A 20872-nucleotide genomic window follows, 5' to 3' on the forward strand; every position below is an offset into this window, starting at 1 on the left:
GAGAAATCAGGGTGTTTATGAGCCTTGCCTACCATCTGGACCAACGTGAGGGAGTCAACCTGGCCGGAATATGAGCAAGATTCGCACCATGAAAAATGCCGTTCACTTGCTTAAGTGAACGGCATTAGGCCGACGGCCAGGGTTTTTTTTCATGTCGGTGCACCCTGCGCCAGAAGCTGGATGGCACGGCTCGTGCCGGCCTATGATCCTCTTGAGACGCGACGGGAAAACAGAGGCCGCCCGTGCGCAGCCCCCGTTCGCCTACAGCATCCGGCGCAACGTGTTGTCGCGCTGTACCAGGTGGTGCCAGATCGCGGCGCCGGCGTGGGCGATCACGAGATAGAGCATCGCCAGCCCCAGCGTCTCGTGCACCTCCTTGATGCTGTGCGACAGTGCCTTGTCGGTGCCGATGACGGTCGGCAGAGTCAGGCCAAGAAAGCCGATCTCCTTGCCGCCGGCCTGCACAAACAGGATGCCGAGGACAGGGATCAGCAGCATGCCGGCGTAGAGCAGCCAGTGCATCGCCCGGGCCAGCCGCTCCTGCCAGCGTGGGGGGATCGGGGCGATGTCCGGCAGTGGCGAGAAAAACCGCACCAGCGCGCGCGGCAGCCACAGCGTCAGCACGGTCAGCCCGGCAAAGATGTGCGCGCCGGACAGAAAGCTGCGTTCGGGTGTGCCCTTGGCGAACAGCCCCTTGGAATAGATGAGCGCCCAGGCGCTGGCGATCGCGAGCGCCATCAGCCAGTGCAGGCTGCGCAGCGGCAGGCTGGCCTTGCTGCTCGGAAGCACAGGGGTAGTCATGGATATGGCTCCTGTCTTTCGTTCTGCGATGGAGAATAGACAAACTCAGACTAAGGTCGGCACCTTAAACCCGTCTTAACCCGGATCAGGCGAAACCTCATCCGAGCATCGACACCAGCATCTCGCTGGCCATGAACAGCATCAACAGCGCGAACAGTTTCTTCAGCCGCGCCACCGGCAGCCGGTGCGCCAGCCGGGCGCCTACCGGCGCGAACAACACCGTCATCACCATCAGCGCCAGCGTTGCCGGCAGGTAGACGAAGCCATAGGCCCCCCATGGCAGCCCCGCGACCGACCAGCCGCTGACCAGATAGCCGACCGCGCCGGCCAGCGCGATCGGCCAGCCCAGCGCCGCGCTGGTGGCAATCGCGTTGCGCACCGGCACATTGCACCAGCTCATGAACGGCACGCTCATCGAGCCGCCGCCAATGCCTACCCAGCTCGAGATCATGCCGATCAGCGTGCCGGCGCCCCACTGGCCGGGCGCTCCCGGCATGTCGCGTACCGCCTGCGGCTTGATGTCGAACAGCATCTGCAGCCCGACCACATAGGCGTACACCACGAAGAACCATTTCAGGCCGTGGCTGGGTAGCCAACCGGCGATCTGGCTGCCGATGAAGGTGCCAACCACCATCGCCGGCGCCATGCTGCGCACGATGCGCCAATCGACCGCGCCCTTCTGATGATGGGCGCGCACGCTGGAGAGGCTGGTGAACACCATCACCGCCAGCGAGGTACCGACCGCCAGGTGCTGCACATGGTCGCCGCCGAGGCTGGCGGCACCGAGCACCCACACTACCATCGGCACGATCACCAGGCCGCCGCCGACGCCGAGCAGCCCGGCGAGGAAACCGGCCAGCACGCCGCAGCCGAGCAGCACCGCGAACAGGGAGGGCGACAGCATCAGCCCCTCTCCCCGACGATCAGCGCCCATTCGGCCGGGCTCACCGGCGTGATCGACAGCCGGTTGCCGCGCTTCAAGACCTGCATCGCCTCCAGCCCCGGGATCGCGCGCAGTGTGGCCGGCGACATCAGCGGCAGCGTGCGCTCGTAGGCGACGTCGACGCCGAGCCAGCGCGGCGACTCTAGGCTGGATTTCGGGTCGTAATAGGGGCTGTCCGGTTCGAACTGGGTCGAGTCCGGGTGTGCGGGCGCGACGATGCGCACCACGCCGACCACGCCCGGCTCCGGGCAGCTGGAATGCCAGAACAGCGCCAGATCGCCCACCTGCATGCCGTCGCGCATATAGTTGCGCGCCTGGTAGTTGCGCACGCCGGTCCACTCGAACGCCTTGCCCGGCGCGGCGGCCAGGTCGGCTATCGACAAGTCGTCCGGCTCGGACTTCATCAGCCAGTAGTTCATCGTCGCGCTTGCTCAGGGGTGGGAGAGACATGGGAAGAGGGTTGGCGTTGTCCAAACCGGAACAGGCCGCGCTCGGTCAGCAGCGCGTCGAGCGGCATGTCCCACGGCTCGCGCGGCACGGCGGCCACCCGCTGACACTCGAACGCCACGCCGATCACCAGCGGGCCGTGGCCATGACGGCGCCGGAACGCCAGCGTCGCGTCGTAGAAGCCGCCGCCCTGGCCGAGCCGGTAGCCGTCGGCGTCGACGCCGACCAGCGGCACCAAGAGTACGTCGAGCTTCTCGGCGCGCAGTACCGGGCCATTGTATTCCGTGATGCGGTAACGCGGGTTGACGTACCAGCCGTCCGGGTCCGGCCCGAGCCGGGAGAACCACAGCCGCCGAGCCCGGTTCGGAATCACCGGCAAGTACAGCTCGGCGCCGCGGAACAGCGCGGCGCTCATCAGAGGTTCGAGATCCAGCTCGGTGCCGGCGGCCAGATACGCACCGATGCGCCGGCCGCTGCCGGTCAGCCGCGCAGCGTGGCGCGCCACCGCCCGGGCGGCGGCGTGGCGATAGCCCGGCGTGAGCCGGGCACGGGCGCGTCGCAACTCGCGGCGCAGGGCAAATTTATCGGTGCTCATGACCGGACGATAGCGCGAAAGCGGAATGTAAAAAAGCCACCGTGTGAACACGGTGGCTTTTTGTGTGGGGGTCCCCCCGCGAGTGTCGTTCGGGCAAAATCCGCTTGAACCCTAGACATCAGGGAGGCGACCGGCCGGATGTTTCGGGCGCATCCACAAGGGACGCGACGCACCCACATCCTCAGAGGCTAGTGCCAAAGCGAACATATTGGTTCAAAGGAATTTATGCGCCTTCACGAGCACCGCAGGGAGATTTAAACCTATGCGGATGGCCAGCTTAAAACAAGGCCTGCTTGCTTGAACGGAGCGCCTCGTCGGCCGCCTCGCCCATGGAGCGTATTTTACGCTGGAACGCCGCCATCTCCAAGCCGTCGCCGACTTTTGTTTTCAACAAGTCGTGCGCGATGTTCAACGCCGCCATGATCGCGATCTTGTCGGCGTCGACGATGCGGCCCTGCCCCTGGATCGCCTCGACCTTCTCACCGAGCAGGCGCACCGCCTCGAGCAGCGTGTCGCGCTCTTCTGACGGGGTGGCGATGGTGAAGGTGCGCCCCATCAGCGAGACTTCGACCTGAACCAGTTCGCTCATGCCGCGTCCTCCTGTTTGGGCAGCCGCTCGATCAGCGCCGCCACCTTGAACTTGGTGTCTTCCAGCCGGAACGTCAGCTCGGCGTTTTCCTTCAACGCCTGCGCCAGCGCCTCGGCGAGCCGGGTGTTCTGGTCGTGGACCTCGGTCAGCCGGGCGATCAGCGCGGCGACGCGGGATTCCAGATACTCGAGTTCGGTTTCCATGGCGGCGAGAATAGCCAAGCCTTAACCGGGCGTCAAACCGAGTCGCGCCCGTGCGTCGTCAAGGGTGCGGCAAACCGCCTCGGCGCCGTCAACGAGACGCGGTCCGGGACGGACGACCAGGTCGGCAGGCAGGGCATAGAGCGCATTGCGCTGCACCGCCGGGATTGCGCCCCACTGCCGCCATTGCGCCAGGGTGCTCAGCGCTCCGGTGGACAACAGCACCTGCGGGCGAGCGCGGATCACCGACTCGACGCTGACCTGCGGCGCCGGCTGCGGCTGCGCGCCGAACACATTGTTGCCACCGCACAGCCGCACCAGCTGGCCGACGAAGCTCTTGTCGCTGACGGTGTAGAGCGGCAACTCGCCCACCTGCAGGAAGACCGATACCGTTGGCCGGACAGCGTAGCGCGCCTTGAGGGCGGCCAGTTGCGCCCGGTAGCGGGCCGCCGCTCGGTCGGCTTCGGCGCCATGGCCGGTCAACGCGCCGAGCGACTCCAGCTCGCGCGCCACGTCGTCCAGCTGCAATGGTCGCGACACGAACACCGGGATACCCAGCGAGCGCAGCCGCGCAACATCGCGCGGCGCGGTGCCATCGGCCCACACGATCACGAGGTCGGGCTGCTGGCGCATGACCGCCTCGAGGCTGACCCCGGTGTAGCCGCCGACACGCGGCAGCCGTTTCGCTTCGGGCGGGTAGTCGGCGTAGTTGACGGTGGCGACCAGCTGGGAGCCTGCGCCGACCGCGTACAGCATCTCGACCGCATGCGGCACCAGCGCCACGACGCGCTGCGCCGGTTTTGCCAGCGTCAACGTACCGCCGGCCGCGTCGCGTGCGCTGACCGCCGCCTGCGCGAGCGGCGCCAGCCACAACGCCAGCCACAGCCAGCCTGCCCGCATCCTCGTCATGGCTGCCCTTTCAACACCAGCGGCAGACCGCAGGCAACCAGCGTCACCCGGCGGGCAATGGCCGCCACGTCCTGGTTGAGCCGGCCCAGCTCGTCGACGAAGCGCCGCGTCTCGGCATCCATCGCCACCACGCCCCAGCCGATCTCGTTGCTGACCAGCACCACGTGGCCGGGCAACGCGGGCAGACTCGCCAACAGCGCGGCTCGCTCGCGGCCGAACGCCGCCTCGTCGAAACCGGCCTCGCCGAAGAAGCGCATCAGCCACATCCCCAGGCAGTCGACCAGCAGCAGGCCGTCTGGACGGGCCGCTGCGGCCAGCGTTTCGGCCAACGTCTGCCCTGCCTCGTAGAGCGCCCACGACGACGGCCGGCGTGCACGGTGATGTTCGATGCGCGCGGCGAACTCGGCATCGTCGCGCCGCTCGGCGGTGGCGACGTAGCCGACCGGCCCGGCATGCGCCAGCGCCAGCGACTCGGCGTGACGGCTCTTGCCGGAACGAGCGCCGCCGCTGATCAGGTCGATCATCTGTCCAATCTCCAAAAGGGAACAGAGCCGCGTACGCGGCCCTGCGTCACAGTACGGTGGGCTTACTTCGGCGCGTAACGCGCACCGAAGAACCAGCCGAGGCCACCGGTGTTATAGCCGCGCGCCAGCTCGTAGTCGCGGTTGGCGACGTTGTTGACCCGGGCGTTCAGCGACCAGTCGCGCGACACCTCGTAGTTCGCGAACAGGTTGGCGACCGCGTAGCCGTGCAGCGGCACCAAGTTGGCCGGATCGTCGAAGCGGCGGCCGACCGCCTGCCATTCGGCCCCCAGCGTCACCGGGCCGAAGGCGCGGCTGGCGCTGATCGTCGCGGTCTGGCGGGCGCGGCGATCCAGCCATTTGCCGGTTTCCAGGTTTTCCGGATTCTGGAAGGTGGCGGTGCCGTTCAGGTCGATGCCGTACCAGATGGAGGTGCCGGCAGCCAGCGTGACACCGTCGATATTGGCACGGTTGACGTTGACGCTGGTCATATTGCCCGCGCCGTCCGTGACCAGATCGATCAGGTTGTCGATGCGGTTGCGGAACGCCACCAGCGAGGCGTGGCTACCCTGGCCGGTCCAGCGCACCTCGACCTCGCCGTTGTGCGAGGTTTCCGGTTTCAGGTTCGGGTTACCGCTGTACGAGCCGGGGAAGGGCGCGAAGCTGATGAACGGGTAGTAGAGGTCGTTGAAGGTCGGCGCCTTGAAGCCGGTGCCGTAGCCGGCGCGCAGCAGCCAGCCACCGTCGAGCTTGAAACCGTAGCTGGCCTGGCCGGTGGTCTTGCCGCCGAACTGCGAGTCGTCGTCGTGGCGCACGCTCGCCTGCAGCAGGTTGCGGCCGAATTCGCCCTGGTAGCCGGCGAACGCCGCCTGCCCGTAGCGCGAGGTCCGGTCGAGCGGCTGGCTCGACTCGACCTTCTGACGGGTATACGACGCGCCGGCGAGGAAGCTGCCGACCCTGGTCTTGATGTCGTTCTGCCACAGCACATCGTCCTGGGTGGTGGTAAACAGGCTGTCGTGCTGGGCGAAGTTGCCGTTGATGAAGGTCTCGGAGCGGTCCTGGCTGCGCGCATAGCGCACGGTGCTGGTCCAGGCGTCGGTCAACGCATTCTTCGACTCGACGCTCTGGCCGGTCAGCCGCGTCTTGACGACGTCCTGCAGGTTCGGATCGGTATTGCCGAAGTTGTCGAAGTCGCTGCGATCGAAACTCTGGAACAGCCTCACCGTCAGCTCCTGGCCCGGTGCCCAAGTCTGGGTGACGTTGGCCGTATAGGCCGTATTAGCGTCGCCGTCGCGGTCCGGGTTGAAGCTGGGGTTGTTGGCATTGCTGGCCGAGAAGCCGCGCGTCTGGTCCTGCGATACGCTGAGCGCGTAGGCGGTGTTGCCGGTCTTGCCCGATACGCCGACGCCGGCCTGCAGCGTGCCGCGGTCGCCGACGCCGAGATTGGCGGTGAAGCTCGCCGGACCCTCGCCCTTCTTCGTGAAGACCTGGATCACGCCACCGATCGCGTCGGCACCGTACAGGCTGGATGCCGGACCGCGCACGATCTCAATGTGGTCGATCTGCTCGAGCGGAATGCTCTGGATCGAGGTGGTGCCCTCCGTCGCCGAGACGATGCGCACGCCGTCGACCAACACCAGTGTCTGGTTGGCGTTGGCGCCTCGCAGATACACGCTGGTGGTCTTGCCGGCGCCGCCGTTGTTGCTGATCTGTACGCCCGGCTGGCGGGCCAGCAGGGTGGCGAGCGAGTCGGCGCCGGCCTGTTCGATCTCGTCGCGGTCGATCACCGTCACGTCGGACAGCGTCTTGTCGAGCGGCTGCGCCTGGCGGGTGGCGGTGACGACCACGTCTTCGCCGCGGTATTCGGGCAGGTTGGCGGCATGCGCCAGGCTAGAGGACAACGCCAGCGCGACAGCGAGCGCCAGCGGATGGTGGGTTGCAGTAGTCAAGAAACCACTCCTTACGTTCTGCATGCGGACGAAAAAGGAGTGCGAGAGAGGTCTGCGCGCTAGGCGCGTTGTTACGACTGGGTCTGAAATCTGTCCATAGTCTTGCTGCACGGCCCTGATTGGAGTGCATGCGCTGCTCGAAACCCTCATGTACCTCGACGTACATTCCGGTTTCTGCGCTGCTCTTTGCTCCACTGAGGGCAGCTCGCGACAGACTCTGAAAAGATCGGTGTCCATTGCTGAGCCGCGTCCTCTCGGACGGAAGACAGCGGCACTGAATCGTTCGATCGCTCCCCGCGATACTCCAAGCGAACGGACGCCGCTTCCCTGTCCAGCGTCCGGTGCAGGCCGGTCTCCGGGCTGGGCCTGCCGGCGGCGCGCCTTCCCGCCCAAAGGGCAGTGGCGTTCGCGTCGCTTCGGCTCGTAGCGAGCCAGGCCTTACCGCTGCGGGGGCAGCGCCGGTCTTGCACCGGCTTCCCTGTTTCACCCGGCCATGCCGGGCACCTGCGAGGCGCGGATTATAGCGCAGTGCGCCGCCTGCCCGTCGCTCAATGGCGAGAAAACTGTCGCTTGCCGGCCCTGCCCGCTGACGGTAAGGTCGTCAGCCATGAATACGACCCTTCCTCACCCCGATTCCGTCGCCCTGGACGCCGCATTGGCGCGCCAGGCCATCCTGACCAAACCCACCGGCAGCCTCGGCCGCCTCGAGGACATCGCCTGCCGCTTCGCCGCCTGGCAGGGCCGCACCGTGCCGGCGCCGCTCTCCCCGGCGATCGCCGTATTCGCCGCCGACCACGGCGTGTGCGAAGAAGGTGTGTCGGCCTACCCATCGGTCGTTACCGGCGAGATGGTGAAGAACTTCGCCGCTGGCGGTGCCGCGATCAATGTGCTGGCCAAAGGCACCGGCGCGCGACTCGAAGTGGTCGACGTCGGCGTCGCGGTCGACCTGTCCCAGCTGCCGATCGTGCACGCCAAGGTTCGTGCTGGCAGCCGCAACCTGGCGCGCGAGGCGGCGCTGACCCGTGCCGAAGTGGAAGCCGCGCTGGAAGTCGGTGCGGCCGCCGCTCGCCGCGCGATCGCCGACGGCGCCAACCTCTTGGTGGCCGGCGACATGGGTATCGGCAACACCACTCCGTCGGCGGCGCTGATCTGCCGCCTCACCGCCTACTCCCCGGACGTGATCGTCGGCCGCGGCACCGGCGTCGACGACGCCACGCTGCAGCTGAAACAGCAGGTGGTCGGCCTGGCGCTGAACCGGGTGGCCGGACGGCAGCTCGACGGCATCGACACCCTTGCCGAACTGGGCGGGCTCGAAATCGCCGCGATAGCGGGCTTCTATCTGGAAGGCGCGCGCCAGCGCGTGCCGAGCCTGGTCGACGGCTTCATCGCCTGCGCGGCGGCGCTCGCCGGCGTGGCCATCGCGCCGGGGCTGCGCGACTGGCTGTTGGCCAGCCACCGCTCGCAGGAGAACGGCCACGGCCTCGCGCTGACCGCGTTGCAGCTGGAACCGCTGGTCGACCTCGGGCTGCGTCTGGGCGAGGGCTCCGGCGCGGCGGCCTGCCTGCCACTGTTGCGGCTGGCGCTGGAGCTGCATGCAGGCATGGCGACGTTCGCCGAAGCCGGCGTGTCCGACAAGCCGGCATGAAGGCGTTCACCCTGACCCTGCTGCGCCACGGCGACATCGCCGCGCGAGGCCGGCTGATCGGCCGCACCGAGCTGCCGCTGACCCGCCAGGGCGAGCGGCAGATGACGAGCAGCTGGCAGCGCATCGCGGCGATTCCGGTGCAGAGCATCGCCTGCTCGCCCAAGCTGCGCTGCCGACCGTTCGCGGTCGAGCAGTCGCTGGAACGCGGCGTGCCGCTAAAGGTCGACCCGCGCTTCGCCGAGTGCGACTTCGGCGACTGGGAAGGCGAGCCGACTGACCAGCTCGCCGCCGAACACCCGGACTGGTACAACGAGATGGTCGCCGGCCGGCTCACGCCACCGGGTGGCGAGAGCTTTGCGGCGTTCCGCGCCCGGGTGCTGGCCGGCTTCGCCGACTGGATCGCCGAGAGCCGCGGCAGCCACCGCGTGCTGGTGACGCACGGGGGCGTGATCAGCGTACTGCTCGCCGACCTGCTCGGCACCAGCTTCGCGGTGGCACGGCTGATGACGGTGCAGCGCGGCGGCTTCGCCCAGCTATCGCTGCTTGAAGGCCACCCGGCCTACCTGGTGCGGCTGGAGCTGCCGGATGCCTGAAGCGTCCCTTCCCCGTCCCGGCCGCCTCACCGGCCTGATCCTGGCATTGCAGTTCCTGACCCGGCTGCCGACCCCGCAGCTAAAAGCATTCCATCCGAGCTGGCTCGCCGCCAGCGCACGCTGGTTCGCCGTGGTCGGCCTCTTGGTCGGCGCGCTGTTGGCGCTCGCCGCGCTTGCCGGTAGCCGGATCGACCCGTGGCTCGGCGCACTCGTGGCGCTCGTCGCCTGGGTCTGGGTAACCGGTGGCCTGCACCTCGATGGCCTGGGCGACCTCGCCGATGCACTCGGCGCATCTCACCGCGACCCGGCACGCTTCCACGCGGTGCTGAAGGATCCGCATGTCGGCAGCTTCGGCGTGCTGGCGCTGGTGCTGGCGGTGCTCGCCAAGCTGCTGCTGTTGATGCTGTTGCTGAAGGCCGGCGCGCCGCTGTGGGGCCTCTTGCTGTTGCCGGCCTGGACGCGGCTGTTCGCGGTCGCGTGGTCGGCGACGCTGCCGCCCCTGGCCGGCGGCAGCGGCGAGCGCTTCGGCTGGCAGTCGCACTGGCCGTCGCTTTCGGTCAACCTGGTGCTGTTGACCGGCCTGTCGGTCTGGCTCGCGCCGGTGCTGCTGGCCGCCCCGCTGGCCGGCCTCGCCTGGTGGGCCTTCCTGCGTCGCCGGCTCGGCGGCATGACCGGCGACTGTCTCGGCGCCGGCATCGAGCTCTGCGAAATCCTGCTGTTGTTGCTGCTCGTGATTGCGCCGCACCTGCCGGCCTGATCTGCGCCCAGCATCCCTTCCAACGCCCGGCCCCGCGCCGGGCTGGCTGCCCCATCGTAACCAGGTTCTAAAGCCCGCCCCGGGCATCGTCAGCCTCGCCTGCCAGGCACTGCGAAGGGACCGGCCAGGTGCGTCCAAAAACTTGACTGGGGAGTCGGCCACAGCAATATGGTGCCCCCCACGAGCAGAAAAGATTGCCCGAACGTCCCCGGATGCCAACCCATGCACGAGGCTCAGGGCAGCGACAGGCCCGGATCGCCCCGATGCTGCTTGACCAGCTTCCACGGCAGGATCGACCACTCCGGGTATTCACAGGCGCGCGCCACGCGCGGGAACGACGGCCCGAGATACAGGCCCTGCGGCAGCAGGTACCAGCTCGGCAACGCCCACAGCCCGCTGCTGCGGTAGTCGCAGTCGTCGTCCTTGTCCTTCGGCGCCATCAGCTTCGGGTAGAGCTGCAACAGCGTCTTGGCGAGCCACGGGCCGAGCACCTTGTTCTGGTAATCGTAGTTCTGCGGATAGCCGTCGGCGTCACGTGGAATGTTCGGCGCCCCCTGCCCCAGCCACAACACGTCCTCGAGCTGCAGTTGGTGACCGGTCTGCACGTCGAGGTTGATCGGCTGGTCGCCGAAGTCCGGATGGGCTCCGCCGCAGTCGTAGGAAGTAAACACGCTGGCGCTGAGCACCCGATCGGTCAGGTAGCGCGGCGTGACGGTCTGATCGTATTCGAACTCGCCGCGGTGCGCACCGCCGAGCGCACAGCCGAAGTAGCCGTTCACCTCCTCCCACTGCCGGCTCTCCAGCACCCGGTTGACCCGGTCCTGCACCGCGGCGGGGTAGCCGTCGACCACCCGGAAGAAACGCACCTTGCTGATCGGCTCCTTCCACCAGCGCAGCGTGTAGCGACCGAAGTGCTGCAGATTGCCCTGCTGCAGTGTCAGGTCCGCCAGCCGGGAGAACTCATACGGGTGCTGCTGGCGCAGCTTGGCCAGCGAGGCGATGTCGCTGGTCGGCAGCGAGGTCACCGCCAGCGGGCTCAACGTCACCGTCTGTGCCGAGCCCTTCTTGCCGCGCCACACCCCCTTCCAGCCGCCCTTGCCGTCCGGACGCAGAGTCAGATCGGTGCGGCTTTCGTTGTAGCCGAGGTTTTCACCGAGCGCGACGCTGCCGTCGGTGCCGCGCTGACCATCGAGCGCGATATCGCGATGGTATTTGCGGTAGAAGTAGCGGCCGTCGGTCTTGCCGTCCTGGGCGACGTTCAGCTCCATCACCACCGCCGCGCCGCCGATCTGGCCCTGCAGCAGCTGCGGCACCGCGTGTGCCGGCGACGCCAGCGCGCCGAGCAAGGCGGCCGTGCAGCCGAATACATGCTGTCTGTTCATGGCGATTACCGGCAATGTCATGACTGAATGGTACAAAAAAACAACGCCACTGCGATGCAGTGGCGTTGTCATGGGCAAGTTGGCCGAACGATTACCGCTTGCCGGCCAGCTTGCGGTTGCGCATCAGACACAGCATGTCACAGGCGATGTGCGCGGCGGCAATCGCGGTGATCTCGCTCTGGTCGAAGCTCGGCGCCACTTCCACCACGTCCATGCCGACGATGTTCAGGTCGCCCAGGTTGCGGATGATCTGCAGCGCCTGTGCGGTGGTCAGGCCACCCGGCACCGGGGTGCCGGTGCCCGGGGCGAACGCCGGGTCCAGGCAGTCGATGTCGAAGGTGACGTACACCGGGGCATCGCCGATGCGCTGCTTGATGCGCGACAGGGTGGCCTCGACGCCGTTGTTGTGCACCCACGGCGCGTCGACGATGTCGATGCCCATGAAGTCGTCGTTGAAGGTGCGGATGCCGACCTGCGCCGAGCGCGCCGGGTCGATCAGGCCGTCCTTCACCGCCTTGTAGAACATGGTGCCGTGGTTCAGCGAGTCCGGCTCGTCGTCGGCCCAGGTGTCGCAGTGCGCGTCGAAGTGCAACAGCGCCAGCGGCTTGCCGTACTTTTCGGCGTGTGCGATCAGGAGCGGGTAGGTGACGAAGTGGTCGCCGCCGAAGGTCAGCATCTTGGCGCCCGACGCAAGGATGGTGCGGGCGTGTTCGATGATCGCCGGCTTGATGGTCAGCGGGTTGTGCGCATCGAACCAGCAATCGCCGTAGTCGATCACCGCCAGGTCCTCGAAGGGGTCGAAGCCCCACGGGAACGGCTTGAGTTCGGCCAGCTGCACGCTGGCGGCGCGCACTGCGGCCGGGCCCTGGCGGGCGCCGGAGCGGAAGGTGGTCGCGAGGTCGAGCGGAATGCCCGACACCACCACGTCCACACCGGTCAGGTCGCGGGTGTAGTTGCGGCGCATGAAGCTTTGCACGCCGGCATAGGTGTTTTCGATCGAGGAACCGTAGAGGCTGGTGCGGCGAATCGCGCCGTCACCGTAAATGGTCTGCGACATTGGAGACTCTCCGATAGAGAGCACGCCGGCGCCGGGCAGTGGCGTCCGACGATTCCCGTCCTTCTGCGGCCGACGGGTTGAGGCTACCGCGCCCGATTGGCGCGGAACCCGCAGTGTGCCGCGTACCGTCGTACAGGGCAAGTCCCTGTTTCAAATAGGGGATGTCAAACGAGCCGGTGGCCGAGGTAGAGCTGCAGCGGCCAGCGGAACAGGCGCGTCATTTCTGCGCCCCACGCGTCGGCAAAGCGTGGCGTGTAGGCGGCGACCGGGTCGCTGCCAAGCGCTTGGGCGGCACGCCGGGTCGACGACCAGGAGCCGAGGTAGCCGAGCAGCGCGGCCAGGTCCCAGCGCCGCTCGAGCGTGAAGGCCGGCACCGGCTCGGCCGGAAACGGCCAGGCGATGGTCTGGTAACCCTGCTCGACCAGTAGGCGCTCCGGCGGCCAGTACGGTGCCACCGTCGCGTGGAACGCCTCGTACACCGCGCCGAGCTCGCCCCCCACCTTCAACCGCGGGTAATGCCACACCGCCAGCGCACCGCCGGGCTTGAGCAGCCGCTTCACCTCGGCGAAGAAGCGCGGCTGGTCGAGCCAGTGCAGTGCCTGCGCCACGGTGATCAGGTCGACGCTGGCGTCGGGCAGCGCGCACTGTTCGGCCGCTTCGCACACATAGCTGATGCGCGGATCGGCCGGCGCCTCGGCCAACTGCGCGGCACTGGCGTCGCTGGCGCGCACCCGCGCGAAATGCCGCACCAGGCCGTGCGCAGCCTGGCCGTTGCCGGTGGCGACGTCGAGCGCCAGCTCGTGCGCCGGCACCTGCCCGGCCAGCCAGGCGAACAGCTCATCCGGGTAGTCGGGCCGGTAGCGCGCGTAGTCGGCGGCGTGCCCAGAGAAATGATCCTGAAAGCTCATGCCATGCTCCTGATGGGGGCTCGGTGCCAGCTCAAGGTCGCTCCAACGAGACATCCAGGAGGCCCCCGACTCAACGCGGGATCGCCCTGATGCCACGGACCGTGAACAGGCTGCCAGCCCCACCATAGCGCGGCCGACCTAGTCCTGCGGGTCGAGCGGCGGCAGCCGCCGCACCACCGGGCTTGCCTTGACGATGGCGGTCGACGTCGACGCGAGTTCGGCGAAGCCGTCGAGGATCTCGTCGAGCTGGCCGATGTGCTTCAGCACCAGCCGGGCGATGTAGCAGTCCTCGCCGGTGACCTTGTCGCATTCGGTGATTTGCGGCGTCGCCACCAGCTGCCGCTCCAGCGCCTTCAGCTGCCCCGGCAGCGGGCGCAAGCGCACGATCGCGGTCAGCGTGTAACCCCAGCGGGCAAGGTCCAGCTGCGGCACATAACCGGTGATCGCCCCCGACTCCTCCAGCCGTTTCAGCCGCTCCGACACGCTCGGCCCCGCCATCTTCAGCTGACGCGCCAGCTCGGCCAGGCTCAGGCGCGCATCGCCCTGCAGCAGGGTGACCAGCTGCCTATCAATCCAGTCCATTGATGCAAGGAAAAACCGAAAAATTATTCACCATTGAAAGGTAGCACAGCCCATTCTCCTTGCAACGCGCATTAAGTTTGCCGGCGTCGCCTTCTAGACTGGTGGACATCACCATCTAACCCGGAGAATCCGATGCCCACTGCCCCCGAGCTGCGCCGCGGCCTCGTCGAACTCACCGCAGCCATGCTGCTGTCCGGCACGATAGGCTATTTCGTGCTGGCATCCGCCCAGCCGATCTGGAACGTGGTGTTCTTCCGCTGCCTGCTCGGCAGCGTCGGCCTCGCGCTGTACGGTGCGTGGCGCGGTCTGTGGACGCCGTGGCCGTTCTCCCGCGCGGCGCTCGCCTGGTGCCTCGCCGGCGGCGTGGCGCTGGTCGGCAACTGGCTGCTGCTGTTCAACGCCTACCGCTACGCCTCGATCGGCCTCGCCACCGCGCTCTATCACACCCAGCCCTTCCTCTTGATGCTGCTCGGCGCCACCTTCCTCGGCGAGACGCTGAACCGGCGCCACTGGCTGGGCCTCGCGCTTGCCTTCCCCGGTCTGTTGCTGCTGGTGCTGCCCGGCCTCGATGCCTCGGGCGACGGAGCGTTGCTAGGCAGCCTGCTCGCGCTCGGTGCGGCGCTCTTGTACGCCGTCGCCACGCTGATCGCCAAGCGGCTGCCGCCCGGCCTGCCGCCGGCGCTGACCGCCAGCCTGCAGACCGGCGTCGGCGTGCTACTGCTCTGGCCGCTGGTCGACGCCGATGCGGCGTGGCACGCCGGCTCGCACTGGCTCGAGCTGACGGTGCTGGGCCTGGTGCATACCTGCCTGATGTACGTACTGATGTACGCGGCGTTCCGCCGCCTGCCCATCCACCTGATCGGCGCACTCGGCTTTATCTACCCGGTGACGGCGATCCTGGTCGACTGGCTGGCGTTTGCCCACCGACTCGTCCCGGTGCAGTGGCTGGGGCTCGTACTGATCCTCGGCGCCAACCTGTGGCTGGTGCGCGGCGCGCGGCCTGCCCCGGCGACAAGCCTGGCCGAACAGCGCTGAACGGCCGGCCATCGGACAGCGCGAAGATGTCCCACTGGAAGCCGGTGGCGGCACTGTCGGCGCCGGCCTCGTTCCAACGGATGATGTGGCCGAACGGTTGTTCGGCTAGTAGCACTTGGTCGAGACGAACTGGTAGAGGTATTCGAAGCGCTGGTCGTCGGAGGTCAGCACCACGGTGGCGCCCTCGTGCCCACCTTGTCGGCGCTTCAGGTCTTCATGCCGTCCGGGAACAACAGGTCCTAGCCGGTGTACTTGTGGTTGATCATCATCAGGCCGCGCTTGGAACCCTGCGCACCGAACGGCAACGGGAGGAACGCCATGTCATCGTCATGCATGCCGGCCCGCCTATCATCGCGCCATCGCGCGCTGCGCCAGCCACAGCCGCATGCGCAGCCGCACGTCGTACCACACCGGGCGCAGCCCGAGCAGGAACAGGCACAGCGCCAGCGGCAGGGAGAACGCGTAGCCAAGATGCTTGAAGCCGAGCGCGCCGACCACGCCGCCGACGAAGAACGCGGCCAGGATCAGCAGATAGAGGCGCAGCTTGGCCTGGTTGGCCTGCACCGCTGGCAGGCGCGAGCGGCGATTCAGGTAGCTGGCCTTGGCAAGCTCGATGCCGATGTCGGTGGCGATGCCGGTCATGTGGGTGGTGCGCAAAAGGCCGCCGGACAGCTTGGTGACGATGGTGTTGTGCATGCCCATGATGAAACACAGCAGCATCACCGTCGGCGGGGTGAACAGCCCCTTGTGCAGCGCCAGCCCGGCGCCAAGCGCGCCGAACAGCAACAGCAGCAGCGCCTCCTCCATCATCGACACCCCGTAACCACCACGCAGCCGCTGGCGGCGCGCCCAGCGGATCAGCCAGGTCGAGTGCATTGCGCCCAGGATGAAACAGGCCAGCATCACCAACGCCGACAACGCGCCCACCCCATCGCCCAGCGCTAGCGAGTCGGCCATCTGCGACACCACCCCGGACACGTGCGAGGTATAGCGCTGCACCGCCAGGAAGCCGCCGGCGTTCAGCGCACCGGCGATGAACGCCATCGAGCTGCCCAGCTGGCGCAGCACATGGTCGTTCTGGCGACCGCGATCGAGCAGCCGGGTGATCGGGAAACGATGGAACATGATCTCCACCAAAGCACAACGGCGACCGAAGTCGCCGTCAAAAAATTAGCGCTGCGCCAACGCACTCCCCACGGCAAGGCGAGCGGCGCAATCAGGCAAAGGCATGACGCCTCAACCCGCGCAGGCACCACCCTGCACCGCGATGCCCGGGGTCAGGCGGTGCTGCAGCGCCACCAGCCGTTCGGACTGGGCGCCATCCAGATCCTTGAAGTGCAGCACGGTCTGGGTCGCGCCCTTACCTCGCGGCTGCACCTTGGCGTTGGTGAAACCGGCCGCCTTCAGCTTGGCGAGCAGCGTGTCGGCGCCCGACTCGTTGGCGAACAGGCCAAGCGACAGCGTGCCCTTGAATTCGCCGTCGTTAACCGGGTAGTTATCGAAGCCCTTGCCCTTCAGCTCGGCCGCCAGCGTGTGCGACTCGGCCGCTGTGGCCTGTGCCGGATAGAAGACCCAATACTTACTGTTCTTGCTCGGGGCCTGCTGCGACTCGGCACGCCATTGCGCGGCGGACAGCTTCAACCCCGGCAGACCACCCTTCACCCGGGCGTACAGGGTCTCGTTCAGTGCCCCCCAACTGTAGCAGCGGTTCGCGACCTTGGTCGGCGCAGGGGCAGGGGCCGGCGCGGCGGCAACGGGTTGAGGCACCGTCGACTGGGGCGCGATCGGCTTCGTCTCTACCTTTGGATGAGCTGCGACCGGCTTGCTGTCGGCCAGTTTACTATCGACCGGTTTGGTTTCGGCAGGCTTGGCGTCGGCCAACTTGGTCACCGGAGCCGGAGCCGCCGGCTTGGCAGCGGCCACTGTGGCCGCGTCCAGCCCGACCGGCAGTGCGGTGCCGCTCGTCGGTGCCGATGCCTCCGCCACTGCGGCACTGGCCACCGGTGGGGTCCAGTTGGCAGGCAGCAGCTTGACCTGCTTGGCATTCACTTCCTGGGCATGCAGGTCGACCGGCACGCGCGCCTTGAGGTTGCCGTAACCGAAAACCAGCAGGTTCAGCACCAGCACAATCGCAAAGAACCACTTCATGTTTCGTTCGCCACCCTTAACAAACCGTGTATGACAAGATTATCCATGATCACGCAGGGCGGTGCGAGCAGTGGGAGCAAACGCTCGGCATCGCCGCCGGTCAGCACCAGCGTCGCCGGCGCGCGGCCAGTCTGCTCGGCGAGGCGCCGGCGCAAGCGCTCGATCGCCCCGGCCATCGCGTCGAGTGCCCCGCTGGCCAGCGCGTCCGGCGTCGCCTGCGGAAACGGCTCCCACTGACCGGCTAGGCGGTCGAGTTGCGCGGTACCGGCCGCCAGACTCTTGAGCATCAAGGCGAACCCCGGCAGGATCAGGCCGCCCAGATAGTCACCCTCGGCGGTCAACGCCTCTACCGTCAACGCGGTGCCGGCCGACGCCAGCACCACGTCCTGGCCGGGCAGTCGCGCACGCGCCGCCAGCACCGCCATCCAGCGGTCCACGCCCTGCTCGGCGATGTTGCGGTAATGGTTGGTGACGCCGCCGCGCTGGCGCTCGCTGCTCATCCAGCGTACCGGCACCGGACATGCCGCCTCGACCGCATCACGGATCGTCGGGCGCGCCACCGAAGCCCCCCACGCTGCCTCGAGAGTGAGCCCGGCCCAGCGTTCGGCCAACTCGTGCGCGAAGTCATGCGTAACCACGCCCTCGTCGCACAGCACCGCGCCGTCGGTCAGCGCCCACTTCACCCGGGTATTGCCGGCATCGATCAACAGCTTCATGCGCGCGCTCGCAAACTGACTTCGCCGACGTGAAACACTTTCGTGCCGGCACCGGTGTCGACCAGCAGCGCCCCCTTGTCGTCCACCCCGCGGGCGATGCCGTCGACCGGCTCGCCGTGGCTGAAACGCAACGTCACCGGCTGATCGAGGTGTGCGCTGTAGCCTAGCCACTCGTCGCGAAAAGCACCGAAGCCGTCTCGGGAAAACTGGTCCAGCACCGTGTGCAATTCGTTCAAGAGCTCGGCCAGCAATTGGTTTCTGCCGACGTTGACGCCCGCATCGGCAAGCCCGGCGACCGGCTGACCGACCTCGCCCGGGCTTGCCAGGTTCAGGCCGATCCCGATCACCACCGCTGCCGGGCCAAGCGCATCGCCAGACAGCTCGATCAGGATGCCTGCCAGCTTCCTACCATCGAGCAGTACATCGTTCGGCCACTTGAGCCGGACCGGCACAGCATGACGCGTCAGCACCCGCACGATCGCGACGCCCACCGCCAGCGACAGCCCCGACAGCGCAGCAAGGCCCGCATCGAAGCGCCACAGCAGCGAAAACGCCAACCCGCCGCCGAGCTTCATCTGCCAACGGCGGCCAAGCCGGCCGCGCCCGGCGCTCTGCCATTCCGCACCAAGCACGATGCCGTGTGGCGCACCGGCAGCGGCGCGCTGCATCAGGTGGGTATTGGTAGAGTCAATGCGATCGGCGAGCGCCAGCGCATAGGTATCGGCCGCCCTGTCGCTGAGGCCGGCGCGGATCGCGCCGACGTCTAGCCATTCAAGCGAATCGGCCAGCTTGTAACCCTGACCACGCACGCTGTAGACGGTCAGGCCGAATTCGGACTCGATCGCATGCACCGCCTGCCATACGAGGGTACGCGACACGCCAAGCGCCTGCGCAATCCCCTCGCCGGAATGGAAGCGCCCGTCGGACAGCGCCTTCAGCACCGCAAACGCGTGCGGCTCGCTCACGCGCCGCCTGCGCTTTCGCGAATCTTGTTCAAAGTCGCCGTGGTGGACGTGGAGAACAGGAAGGGGATCGAATGCACCTCCCCACCGCGCGCCAGCGTCTCGGCCGCACCGACGATCTTGTCGACCGGCCAGTCGCCGCCCTTCACCAGCACGTCGGGCTTCACCGCCTCGATCAGTGCGGCCGGGGTGTCGTCATCGAACCAGGTCACCAGCGCCACCGACTCCAACGCCGCCAATACCGCCGCGCGGTTGTCCTGCGGGTTGATCGGGCGGTCATCGCCCTTGCCCTGGCGCTTCACCGACGCGTCGGTATTGATCGCCACGATCAGGCTGGCGCCGAGCGCCGCAGCCTGTGCGAGATAGGTCACATGGCCGCGGTGCAGGATATCGAAGCAACCGTTGGTAAACACCAACGGACGCGGCAGCTGGCCTAAGCGCTCGGCTAACTGCTCAGGCGGACAGACTTTGGATTCAAACTGTGGAGTTGAGTACGGGTTCTGCATCCTTGAGGCTCGCGATCAGTTCCTTGCGGTAGCGGTTTAGCGCCTGCGGCGTGTCAATCACGCGATCAAACAGGCTCGACAAGTTACGCAGGATACCACCCACCACGCGCGCCTCCCAAGGCTCGTCGAAGCGGATCTGGCTGGTCAGCCAGTCTTCCAGCCAGTCAGGGTCCGGCAGGCGCGACTGCACCGTGTCGTTCGGGAACAGCGACTGGTTCACATGCAGATTGGTCGGATGCAGCGGCTTGCCCGAACGACCGGACGAAGCCATCAGGAAACCGATCTTGGCGAAGGCCAGGCGCGCCTCGTTGCCAAAACGGGTAATCGCCCTCTTCATGTACTTCAGGTAGGCGCCACCGTGACGCGCTTCGTCACGGCTCAACGTCTGGTAGATGTGCTTGATCACCGGCTCGGTATGCCAGTCGGCCGCGCAGCGGTACCACTGCGTCAGACGCACCTCGCCGCAGAAGTGCAGCATCAACGTCTCCAGCGGTGGTGCCGGGTCGAACTCGAAACGTACCGAGTGCAGCTCCTCTTCGGTCGGCGCCAGGTCCGGGCGGAAACGGCGCAGGTATTCCATCAGCACAAGCGCATGCTTCTGCTCTTCGTAGAACCAGACCGACATGAACGCCGAGAAGTCCGAGTCGTCCTTATTGTCGCGCAGGAACATCTCGGTCGCCGGCAGCGCCGACCACTCGGTAATCGCGTTCATCTTGATGGTCTGCGCCTGCTCGTCAGTCAGCCGGGACGCGTCGAAGTCCGCCCAGGGGATATCCTCCTCCAGACTCCAACGGGCCTTCTCCAGCTGGACGAACAGTTCGGGGTAAAGCATGGCAACCTCACGCAGAGAAAAAATTCAAAACGCCCGGATTGTAAGTCAATCCAACGTCAACCCCAACCTTTGGCGACAAACGACTATCGCATCGCAACTTTATGCCGGTGCTTGTCGCTTTTTGCCGCAGGCCGGGACGAGCCTTCCTGGCCGTATCGCCACCATAGACAGACGACGGCCAGCCTCATAGTAGAGGGTACGGATTGCCAATATATTGCAGCGCAACATCAAGCGACACCTGGTGACTGAAACCCATTCTCAGTGTTGCGATAATGCTGCGCCCAATAGAACACTGCGGGCAGAAAAACCCATGCAGGGAAGATGGGGATGCTTGGCTGAATCGCAATAGCACTCGTGAAGCCCAGCTCGTGCAGAAGAAAATACAGGGGAATACAGCGGAACGCGCCGGGCTTTCCGGCGCGGTAAAGCACAAAGCCCAGCTCTGGGAGCTGGGCTTGTGGTGTGGGGAGTCTGGCGGTGACCTACTTTCACATGGCGAATGCCACACTATCATCGGCGCAGAGGCGTTTCACGGTCCTGTTCGGGATGGGAAGGCGTGGGACCACCTCGCTATGGCCGCCAGACATTAACTTGTACAAACTGTCGAAGCCGAGCATCGTCACTGTTACTGACGCTGCCGTATTGAATTCAAGCGTTACTTGGTAGTTTTGATTGCGTCTCGTCGCACATCACCTGTACTTCACACCACGAAGTACCTCAAATGATAGGATCAAGCCTCACGAGCAATTAGTATCGGTTAGCTTAACGCCTCACAGCGCTTCCACACCCGACCTA

Annotated in this window: 23 protein-coding genes, 1 rRNA gene, 1 other RNA gene and 1 riboswitch; of the genes, 4 read left to right on the top strand and 21 right to left on the bottom strand. The window is 66.7% G+C overall.

Translation table 11 applies throughout. From position 1 onward, the window contains the following. Positions 1 to 261 precede the first annotated feature (261 nt). The 10 genes from QU481_RS22035 to QU481_RS22080 all read right to left on the bottom strand — a co-directional run bounded on the left by QU481_RS22035 (position 262) and on the right by QU481_RS22080 (position 6954). Positions 262 to 801, bottom strand: a complete 540-nt coding sequence (locus QU481_RS22035; protein WP_289832142.1) for a cytochrome b — start codon at positions 799 to 801, stop codon at positions 262 to 264. A gap of 97 nt (positions 802 to 898) precedes the next feature. Beyond that, positions 899 to 1705 carry a sulfite exporter TauE/SafE family protein gene (locus QU481_RS22040; RefSeq protein ID WP_289832143.1) on the bottom strand — a complete coding sequence of 269 codons (807 nt, stop codon included), beginning with the start codon at positions 1703 to 1705 and terminating at the stop codon, positions 899 to 901. Further along, the gene (locus tag QU481_RS22045; protein WP_289832144.1) at positions 1705 to 2163 is read right to left on the bottom strand and encodes an EVE domain-containing protein; all 459 of its coding nucleotides are present in this window, start codon (positions 2161 to 2163) and stop codon (positions 1705 to 1707) included. The genes QU481_RS22040 and QU481_RS22045 overlap by 1 nt, the downstream gene beginning before the upstream one ends. Further along, on the bottom strand, positions 2160 to 2786 hold the full coding sequence (locus tag QU481_RS22050; RefSeq protein WP_289832145.1) for a 5-formyltetrahydrofolate cyclo-ligase: 627 nt from the start codon (positions 2784 to 2786) through the stop codon (positions 2160 to 2162). Before QU481_RS22050 ends, QU481_RS22045 begins: the two co-directional genes overlap by 4 nt. Before the next feature lie 69 nt (positions 2787 to 2855). Further along, positions 2856 to 3040: non-coding RNA, 6S RNA (gene ssrS / locus QU481_RS22055), on the bottom strand. 23 nt (positions 3041 to 3063) lie between these two features. Next, the gene (locus tag QU481_RS22060; protein ID WP_289832146.1) at positions 3064 to 3375 is read right to left on the bottom strand and encodes a cell division protein ZapA; all 312 of its coding nucleotides are present in this window, start codon (positions 3373 to 3375) and stop codon (positions 3064 to 3066) included. Continuing rightward, complete coding sequence (locus QU481_RS22065) at positions 3372 to 3596, bottom strand: hypothetical protein (protein ID WP_289832147.1); 225 nt, start codon at positions 3594 to 3596, stop codon at positions 3372 to 3374. The genes QU481_RS22060 and QU481_RS22065 overlap by 4 nt, the downstream gene beginning before the upstream one ends. Before the next feature lie 3 nt (positions 3597 to 3599). Continuing rightward, on the bottom strand, positions 3600 to 4484 hold the full coding sequence (locus QU481_RS22070; protein ID WP_289832148.1) for a cobalamin-binding protein: 885 nt from the start codon (positions 4482 to 4484) through the stop codon (positions 3600 to 3602). Further along, positions 4481 to 5008, bottom strand: coding sequence for a bifunctional adenosylcobinamide kinase/adenosylcobinamide-phosphate guanylyltransferase (gene cobU, locus QU481_RS22075; RefSeq protein WP_289832149.1), 528 nt, complete (start codon positions 5006 to 5008; stop codon positions 4481 to 4483). Before cobU ends, QU481_RS22070 begins: the two co-directional genes overlap by 4 nt. A gap of 62 nt (positions 5009 to 5070) precedes the next feature. Beyond that, positions 5071 to 6954: a TonB-dependent receptor domain-containing protein gene (locus tag QU481_RS22080; protein WP_289832150.1), complete on the bottom strand. Its 1884-nt coding sequence runs from the start codon at positions 6952 to 6954 to the stop codon at positions 5071 to 5073. Positions 6955 to 7283: 329 nt separating this feature from the next. Then, positions 7284 to 7477: riboswitch (cobalamin riboswitch) on the bottom strand. An 84-nt stretch (positions 7478 to 7561) separates the two neighbouring features. Between QU481_RS22080 and cobT the strand changes: the two genes are divergently transcribed. From cobT to cobS, 3 genes are read left to right on the top strand one after another with little or no spacing between them, the layout of a single operon-like run. Then, positions 7562 to 8599 carry a nicotinate-nucleotide--dimethylbenzimidazole phosphoribosyltransferase gene (cobT, locus tag QU481_RS22085; RefSeq protein WP_289832151.1) on the top strand — a complete coding sequence of 346 codons (1038 nt, stop codon included), beginning with the start codon at positions 7562 to 7564 and terminating at the stop codon, positions 8597 to 8599. Then, positions 8596 to 9192 carry a histidine phosphatase family protein gene (locus tag QU481_RS22090; protein ID WP_289832152.1) on the top strand — a complete coding sequence of 199 codons (597 nt, stop codon included), beginning with the start codon at positions 8596 to 8598 and terminating at the stop codon, positions 9190 to 9192. The genes cobT and QU481_RS22090 overlap by 4 nt, the downstream gene beginning before the upstream one ends. Next, positions 9185 to 9949, top strand: a complete 765-nt coding sequence (cobS, locus tag QU481_RS22095; protein ID WP_289832153.1) for an adenosylcobinamide-GDP ribazoletransferase — start codon at positions 9185 to 9187, stop codon at positions 9947 to 9949. The genes QU481_RS22090 and cobS overlap by 8 nt, the downstream gene beginning before the upstream one ends. A gap of 233 nt (positions 9950 to 10182) precedes the next feature. On the opposite strand, the gene QU481_RS22100 is transcribed toward cobS, so the two are convergent. The 4 genes from QU481_RS22100 to QU481_RS22115 form a co-directional block, all read right to left on the bottom strand. Beyond that, positions 10183 to 11331, bottom strand: a complete 1149-nt coding sequence (locus QU481_RS22100) for a hypothetical protein (RefSeq protein WP_289832154.1) — start codon at positions 11329 to 11331, stop codon at positions 10183 to 10185. Positions 11332 to 11422: 91 nt separating this feature from the next. Further along, positions 11423 to 12388, bottom strand: a complete 966-nt coding sequence (speB, locus tag QU481_RS22105; protein ID WP_289832155.1) for an agmatinase — start codon at positions 12386 to 12388, stop codon at positions 11423 to 11425. Between the two features lie 164 nt (positions 12389 to 12552). Next, positions 12553 to 13296, bottom strand: a complete 744-nt coding sequence (locus QU481_RS22110; protein WP_289832156.1) for a class I SAM-dependent methyltransferase — start codon at positions 13294 to 13296, stop codon at positions 12553 to 12555. Positions 13297 to 13434: 138 nt separating this feature from the next. Next, a complete protein-coding gene (locus QU481_RS22115; protein ID WP_289832157.1) occupies positions 13435 to 13878 on the bottom strand; it encodes an Lrp/AsnC family transcriptional regulator in 444 nt (147 codons plus the stop codon). A gap of 132 nt (positions 13879 to 14010) precedes the next feature. Here QU481_RS22115 and QU481_RS22120 point away from each other — a divergent pair, with 132 nt between their 5' ends. Further along, positions 14011 to 14913, top strand: a complete 903-nt coding sequence (locus QU481_RS22120) for a DMT family transporter (protein WP_289832158.1) — start codon at positions 14011 to 14013, stop codon at positions 14911 to 14913. A gap of 348 nt (positions 14914 to 15261) precedes the next feature. Here QU481_RS22120 and QU481_RS22125 read toward each other — a convergent pair whose 3' ends face one another. The 7 genes from QU481_RS22125 to rrf all read right to left on the bottom strand — a co-directional run bounded on the left by QU481_RS22125 (position 15262) and on the right by rrf (position 20661). Further along, positions 15262 to 16038: a YoaK family protein gene (locus QU481_RS22125; protein WP_289832159.1), complete on the bottom strand. Its 777-nt coding sequence runs from the start codon at positions 16036 to 16038 to the stop codon at positions 15262 to 15264. Between the two features lie 111 nt (positions 16039 to 16149). Beyond that, positions 16150 to 17061 (bottom strand): SPOR domain-containing protein, encoded by a 912-nt coding sequence (locus tag QU481_RS22130; protein ID WP_289832160.1) that lies wholly within the window; start codon positions 17059 to 17061, stop codon positions 16150 to 16152. After that, positions 17058 to 17777, bottom strand: coding sequence for a type III pantothenate kinase (locus QU481_RS22135; protein ID WP_289832161.1), 720 nt, complete (start codon positions 17775 to 17777; stop codon positions 17058 to 17060). The genes QU481_RS22130 and QU481_RS22135 overlap by 4 nt, the downstream gene beginning before the upstream one ends. Beyond that, on the bottom strand, positions 17774 to 18742 hold the full coding sequence (locus QU481_RS22140; RefSeq protein WP_289832162.1) for a biotin--[acetyl-CoA-carboxylase] ligase: 969 nt from the start codon (positions 18740 to 18742) through the stop codon (positions 17774 to 17776). Before QU481_RS22140 ends, QU481_RS22135 begins: the two co-directional genes overlap by 4 nt. Next, on the bottom strand, positions 18739 to 19245 hold the full coding sequence (rfaE2, locus tag QU481_RS22145; RefSeq protein WP_289832163.1) for a D-glycero-beta-D-manno-heptose 1-phosphate adenylyltransferase: 507 nt from the start codon (positions 19243 to 19245) through the stop codon (positions 18739 to 18741). Before rfaE2 ends, QU481_RS22140 begins: the two co-directional genes overlap by 4 nt. After that, positions 19214 to 20077 (bottom strand): ferritin family protein, encoded by an 864-nt coding sequence (locus QU481_RS22150; protein WP_289832164.1) that lies wholly within the window; start codon positions 20075 to 20077, stop codon positions 19214 to 19216. The genes rfaE2 and QU481_RS22150 overlap by 32 nt, the downstream gene beginning before the upstream one ends. 469 nt (positions 20078 to 20546) lie before the next feature. Further along, positions 20547 to 20661, bottom strand: a 5S ribosomal RNA gene (gene rrf / locus QU481_RS22155). Positions 20662 to 20872 lie beyond the last annotated feature (211 nt).

It is taken from the genome of Crenobacter oryzisoli (assembly GCF_030385785.1).
GTDB lineage: Bacteria > Pseudomonadota > Gammaproteobacteria > Burkholderiales > Chromobacteriaceae > Crenobacter_A > Crenobacter_A oryzisoli.